This window comes from Lactobacillus equicursoris DSM 19284 = JCM 14600 = CIP 110162, assembly GCF_001434815.1.
GTDB lineage: Bacteria > Bacillota > Bacilli > Lactobacillales > Lactobacillaceae > Lactobacillus > Lactobacillus equicursoris.
On sequence record NZ_AZDU01000014.1, the window covers coordinates 36,447 to 43,036 of the forward strand.

Genomic DNA, 6,590 nt, shown 5'->3' on the forward strand with positions numbered 1-6,590 from the left:
GAAAAACATGAAATACATAACTATCAAAGGAGAAAAACTAAGCCAGCTGGGTCTGGGCACCTGGAATATGGGGGAAAAAGCCGCCAAGCGGGCCACGGAACTCGCGGCCCTGCGCTATGGCTTATCCCACGGCGTCAATGTGATTGACACCGCGGAAATGTATGGGGAAGGGCAGGCCGAAAGCCTGGTTGGTGAAGCCATCAAGGATTTGGACCGGAGCCAGCTCTTCCTCATTTCCAAGTTCTACCCCTGGCACGCCAGTCCTCAAGACCAGAAAAAGAGCCTGGCCGCCAGCTTAAAGCGGCTGGGGACAGACTATCTGGACTTGTATCTTTTGCACTGGAAGAGCGGCTATCCTTTAGCAGAAACCGTTAAGGGCCTGCAGGACCTGCAAGCTGCTGGTCTGATCCGTCACTGGGGCGTTTCCAACTTTGACACGGCTGATATGCAAGAACTGGTGGCAATCGCCGGGGAAGGGGCGGTTTTCGCCAATGAAGACCTCTACAATATCGACAAGCGGGGCGTTGAATATGACCTGCTGCCTTGGCAAAAGCAGCACGGCATTGCTTTTATTGGTTATTCGCCCTTTAACTCAGGCAACGGGCAATCTATCCCTGTTAAAGCCAGCTTAAAGCAGATCGCTGACGAGCGGGGCGTGTCCGTCCACCAAGTCATGCTGGCCTGGACCATGCGGACCGGGCAGGTCTTGACCATTCCCAAAGCTGGTTCAGTTGACCACATGCGGGCCAACCTGGCGGCTGCTGACCTGATCTTGACCGCCGGCGAACTGGCCGCCTTGGACCGGGATTACCTGCCACCGAAGAGCAAGCAGCCTTTGGAGAGCATTTAAGTTTCAGCTGATTTCCACGAAGGTCTTGTAGTAGTCGTAGACCTTGCCGCCTTTGGAAATCGAACTTACCCAGCTAAGTTGAAAACTACACAATCAAGACCCAAAAAGCCTTGCTCCACAACTGGAGTAAGGCTTTTCGTTTGCTTTAGTTTTTGACCAGACCTTGCTTGTCGCGCTTGATCAGGCTCAAGACGCAGGCAAAAATCAAGAGCGTGAAGACAAAGAGGACGATGAAGGCCGCTTGTGAGCCCATGACCACCTGCTTGCTCTGCCCTTGGTAAGGGCTGCCGGCGATGGCGATAATCACGGACATGGCAGCCGTCCCGATTGAACCAGAGTACTGCTGCAGCATGTTGAAGAGGGCGTTGCCGTCGGCAATGTGCATGACTTCCAGCTGCTGGAGTCCAATAGTCATGGAGTTGTTGTACATCATGCTGAAGCCAGTCATGAACATGACGTGGAAGATCACGATCAAGGCAATGGAAAGCTTCTGGGCGAAAATGATGTAAAGCAGGATGCCGGCCATGGCCAGGCAGCTGCCGATCAAGAAGAGCTTCTTAAAGCCTTGGCTGTCCAAGAGCCGCCCCATGACCGGCCCGAAGAAGGCTGACAAAAGGCTCCCCAAGAGCAGCAGCATCCCGCTGGTCAAGGCACTGGTCTTTAAGCCCAGCTGGGCCAGGTTAGGAATGACGAAAGTCAGGCTGATCTGGATAAATTGCAAGAAGGTGTAAATAGCTAAGCCCAGGTTAAAGCTGGTATTTTTAAAAACGGTAGTGTTGATAATGTGGTCCTTGCCTTCTTGCTTGGCCAGCTTGAAGAAGATGACAAAGGAAATAACCGTAACCAAAAGCCCGCCCCAAACCAGAGGGTTGGCCAGGCCGCTGCTCAGGTTGTTGACGGCCAGGGTCAGGGCGATGAGCCCGACCACGATGGCTAGGTATTCTGGCAAGTTGAAGCTTTCCCGATTTGGATGGTTGTCGCCCATGAAGCGGACGGCAATTAGGCAGAAGATCAAGCTGATGGGCAGAACAAAGATGAAGTTAAAGCGCCAGTTCAAAGCGGACAGGCAGATCCCGCCGTAAGTTGGCCCGAGTGACGGTGCCAGGGCAATGATCATCCCTGCCGTCCCGACAAAGGACCCTTGCTTGGCCCGCGGAACCTCCAGCATGATGATTGAGAAGAGCAGGGGCATGGCAATCCCCGTCCCGATCCCTTGAATAATCCGGCCCAGCAGCATGATTGGCAAGGTGGTCGACACCATGCAGATCACCCCGCCAATGACTGAAGCCGTGCTGGCCACGATGATCAGGCTCTTGAACTTGAAGCTGCGCTGCAGGTAGGCGGCCAGAACTATCGTCAGGGTCACCGCCAAGAGGTAGGCGGTGGTGATCCATTGCACGTTGTTCAAGGACTGGTTAAAGACCTTCATCAGGGTCGGGAAGGTGACGTTCATTGACGTTTCAACCAAGACCCCGCTGCAGGCCACACCCGCCGTCCCGACGATCGACCAGATCACGGAAGGGGTGACTGTTTCGTGAGCATCCATTAAATTAAAACCTCCAATAAAAAAACTCCAATTCAGCGAATCCGGACCCGGAAAGGGTCTTTGGATTCAGCTAGAATTGGAGTCAGACTCAAATATTCTAGTGAACCAAGCTCCACAAAGCTTGCTTCAAAAACTTGTCATGAATCTACTTTAACATTTTTTCAGAAAAAATGTCAGTAAAAAACTATTTGGACTTGATGTAGTTTTGCCCGTCAGCTGCAGGACCAACCGTCTTCCCGAAGAAGATAACCAAAACGATGATGGTCAAAACGTAAGGCGCAATTTGCAGGTAAACGGATGGCAGGCTGGAGATGCCAGGGATTTGGTTGCCGATGATACTCAAGCTTTGAGCAAAGCCAAAGAAGAGGGATGAGAGCATCGCCCCAATTGGGTTGTAGCGACCAAAGATCATGGCTGCCAAGGCCATGAAACCTTGACCAGCGATGGTGGAAACGGAGAAGTTGCTGGAAATTGCTTCCGCAAAGATGGCCCCGCCGATCCCGCCAAGGAAACCAGAGATCAAAACGCCGGCGTAGCGCATCTTGTAAACGTTGATCCCCAAAGTGTCAGCAGCTTGAGGGTTTTCACCACTAGAACGCAGACGCAGGCCAAAGCGGGTCTTGTACAGGACCCACCACAAGAAGATGGCCAAAACGATGGATACCCAAGCTGGCGCTGAGGTGTTCTTGAAGAAGATTGGCCCCAGAACTGGAATCTTGGCCAAGCCAGGGAAGGAGAAGTAGCCAAAGTTTTGGGTAATGTTTTCGGTTTGACCCTTGTTGTAAAGAGCCTTAACCAAGAAGACGGCTAGTGGTGGTGCCATCAGGTTCAAAACCGTACCAGAGATAACGTGGTCGGCCCGGAAGTTGATGGTGGCCACAGCGTGGAGGAGGGAGAAGATCAGCCCAATGATCCCGCCGAGCAAAGCTCCCAGCCAAGGGGTAGCTGCCCCGAAGGTTGAGGCACAGCTTAAGTTGAAGACAACAGCGGTGAAGGCACCCATGGTCATGATGCCTTCCAGGCCGACGTTAACGATCCCTGAGTTTTCACTAAAGGTACCGCCCAGAGCTGCGAATATCAGGGGAGCAGAATAAACCAGAGTGGATGAAACGATCAGGGCTAAAATAGTCACAAAATTCATTATGCTTGCCCTCCTTCTTGTGAGTTAGCTTTTCGACTGTCAGTTTCGGCAGTGGCCAGGTAGGTTGCGGTCTTGTCAGTCTTCTTTTCCTTGAACAAGAGACCAACGGCCCAGCTGATGGCTACGAAGAAGATGATGGCAGCGATAACGATTGACACGATTTCGTAAGGAATACCGGCTAAAGTTTGCATCCCCAAGCCACCAATCTTCAGGATTGAGAACAAGATGGAAGCAAGCAGGATACCGATAGCGCTCATGCCGCCCAGCAGGGCAACGGACATCCCATCCCAGCCGATATCCAGCGTGGTCGTTTGGGTGAAGTAGTTTTGGTAAGTACCAAGACCTTGGATGACCCCGCCCAGACCACAGAAGGCACCAGACAAGAGCATAGAAACGATGATGTTCTTCTTGTCGCTCATGCCGGCGTAACGGCTGGCAAAAGGATTCAAACCAACGGCCTTAATTTCAAAGCCGACAGTAGTCTTCTTCATTACAAACCAGAAGATCACCAAACCGATCAAGGCTAAGAAGATACCACCGCTGATCCGGGAGTCGCCAAAGGCAGCACTTAAGGAAGGAATCCGCAAGCTGGCGTTGGCTGGGATGCTCTTGGTGGTGTCAGTGTCAATTCGCAAGTTCTTGCTCATGACGTCTTGGTGGAGGTACTGGCACAGGTACAAAACCGTGTAGTTCAGCATGATGGTTGAGATAACTTCGTTAGTCCCGAAGTAGGCTCTCAGCCAGCCGGCAATCCCGGCAACCAAGGCACCAGCAATGATGCCGGCGATGATTTCGATTGGCAAGAGGATGTAAACTGGCAGATTCTTCCAGGCTAAACCAATCCAGATGGCGGTTAACCAGCCAGCTTGGGCTTGACCCGGCAGACCGATGTTGAAGAAACCAGCTGCTGAAGAAATTTGGAAGCCAATGGCGATCAAGATCAGGGGAGTTGCGTTACGGATGGTTTCCCCAATCCCGTTCATAGAGCCCAAGGCACTTTCAAACATGGAGCTGTAAGCTTGAAGCGGATCATAGCTCCAGATCAGCATGATAATGGCACCGACCAAAAAGCCGGCAATAACAGAAACGATAGGCACTAAAAGCCGCTTGGCTTTAGGGCTAACCTTAATCATTTACGGCAGCCTCCTTCTTAAGATTTTTACCAGTCATGAGCAGACCAAGTTCAGTTTCGTTGGTCTGTTCAGGGTTAACTTCACCAGATTCGGCCCCGTCGTGCAAAACGATGATCCGGTCTGACAGTTGCAAGATTTCGTCCAATTCGTAGGAAATCAGCAAGACAGCCTTGCCGGCATCGCGCTGCTTCAAGAGTTGAGAGTGGATGTATTCGATAGCCCCAACGTCCAAACCACGGGTTGGCTGGAAGGCGATGATCAGGTCAGCGTCTCTATCAAGTTCGCGGGCGATGATGGCTTTTTGCTGGTTACCACCAGACAGGTCGCTGGCAGGCAATTGTTCACTGGTCGTTCTAACGTCGAACTTCTTGATCAGTTCGCGGGCGTGTTCTCGAATGGCCTTTTCATTCATGATCCCGTGCTTGGAATATGGTTCCTTGTAGTAGGTTTGAATGGCCATGTTTTCGGAAATTGGCAATTGCAGGATCAAGCCATACTTTTGCCGGTCGGCAGGGATGTGGCCAACGCCAGCTTCAGTGATCTTGCGGACTGGCTTGTTGGTCAGGTCTTGGCCCTTGATGTTGACTGAGCCGCTTTCGACATGGCGCAGGCCAGTGATGGCTTCAACCAATTCGTCTTGACCGTTGCCGTCAATCCCGGCCAAACCCAGGATTTCGCCGCGGCGGATGTTGAAGGACAAGCCCTTAACCGCTTCCGTGCCCCGGTCTTCGTTGACGTGGAGGTCCTTAACCGACAAGACAGTGTCGCCTAAGTGTTGTTCTTCCTTATCAAGCTTGAAGTTAACGTGGTGGCCAACCATCATTTCAGCCAATTGTTCGTCATCAGCGTCAGCGACGTTGACGGTTTGGATGGACTTCCCAGCCCGGATAACCGTTACGCGGTCGGCACTTTCCTTGATTTCCTTCAACTTGTGGGTGATCAAGATGATGGACTTGCCTTCCTTAGCCAGGTTCTTCATGATTTTGATAAATTCAGTGATTTCCTGCGGCGTCAAGACGGCAGTTGGTTCGTCGAAGATCAAGATGTCGGCGCCCCGGTAGAGGACCTTCAAGATTTCGACTCTTTGCTGCTGAGCAACGGTGATGTCAGAAATCTTGGCGTCAGGGTCGATAGCCAGACCGTATTGCTTGGACAAGGCAACGATCTTTTCCCGGGCAGTCTTGAAGTCCAGGGCTAAGCCCTTGGTGGTTTCGTGACCCAAGATGATGTTTTCCAAAACCGTGAAGGCTTGGGCCAGCATAAAGTGCTGGTGGACCATCCCGATCCCTAAACTGGTAGCCACGTTAGGACCAGAAATGTCGACTTTCTTCCCGCGAACGTAGATTTCACCGGAAGTTGGCTCAAGCAGACCAGAAAGAATACTCATTAAAGTAGACTTACCAGCACCGTTTTCGCCAAGAAGCGCCAGGATTTCGCCCTTGCGGAGCGTGAGGTTGATATCGTTGTTGGCCTTAAAGCCGTTAAAGTCCTTAACGATATGGCGCATCTCAATGATGTTTGTGATCTCTTTTTCCATAGAACAATGCTTTCTATATTTTACAAAAAACACTCCGTATTTATGCGGAGTGTTTCAAATTGACTACTATATATTGTGCTACTTACTTGGAGTAGTTGCAACTTTAATTTTGCCTGAAATGATGTTCTTACGTGCTGCTTGAACAACCTTCCAGGTCTTAGCGTTCAGGTTACCCTTGGTTACAGAAACACCGTTGTGAGCTAAGCCGTAGGAAATTACCTTACCGCCAGGGAACTTACCATCGTAGGCCTTGTCTGCGATGTCCTTAACTGCGAAGCGCAGGCCCTTCAATACTGAGGTCAGCGTGAAGTTGGCCTTCTTACCGTCTTTTGAAGTGTAGTTACCAAGGTTTGATTGGTCAACGTCAACACCGATTACCCAAA

General features: G+C 51.3%; 6 protein-coding genes. 1 reads left to right on the forward strand and 5 read right to left on the reverse strand.

What is annotated here, in order from left to right:
• Nucleotides 1–7: 7 nt before the first annotated feature.
• On the forward strand, nt 8–850 hold the full coding sequence (locus FC20_RS04145; RefSeq protein WP_008459609.1) for an aldo/keto reductase: 843 nt from the start codon (nt 8–10) through the stop codon (nt 848–850).
• A 145-nt stretch (nt 851–995) separates the two neighbouring features.
• On the opposite strand, the gene FC20_RS04150 is transcribed toward FC20_RS04145, so the two are convergent.
• The 5 genes from FC20_RS04150 to FC20_RS04170 form a co-directional block, all read right to left on the reverse strand.
• Nucleotides 996–2,396: an MFS transporter gene (locus tag FC20_RS04150; RefSeq protein ID WP_008459611.1), complete on the reverse strand. Its 1,401-nt coding sequence runs from the start codon at nt 2,394–2,396 to the stop codon at nt 996–998.
• 184 nt (nt 2,397–2,580) lie between these two features.
• A complete protein-coding gene (locus FC20_RS04155) occupies nt 2,581–3,537 on the reverse strand; it encodes an ABC transporter permease (protein ID WP_008459613.1) in 957 nt (318 codons plus the stop codon).
• The gene (locus FC20_RS04160) at nt 3,537–4,670 is read right to left on the reverse strand and encodes an ABC transporter permease (RefSeq protein ID WP_008459615.1); all 1,134 of its coding nucleotides are present in this window, start codon (nt 4,668–4,670) and stop codon (nt 3,537–3,539) included. Before FC20_RS04160 ends, FC20_RS04155 begins: the two co-directional genes overlap by 1 nt.
• The gene (locus FC20_RS04165) at nt 4,663–6,207 is read right to left on the reverse strand and encodes an ABC transporter ATP-binding protein (RefSeq protein WP_008459617.1); all 1,545 of its coding nucleotides are present in this window, start codon (nt 6,205–6,207) and stop codon (nt 4,663–4,665) included. The genes FC20_RS04160 and FC20_RS04165 overlap by 8 nt, the downstream gene beginning before the upstream one ends.
• Before the next feature lie 78 nt (nt 6,208–6,285).
• Nucleotides 6,286–6,590 (reverse strand): BMP family ABC transporter substrate-binding protein (locus FC20_RS04170; RefSeq protein WP_156402950.1); only part of this gene is annotated, 305 nt, incomplete at its 5' end.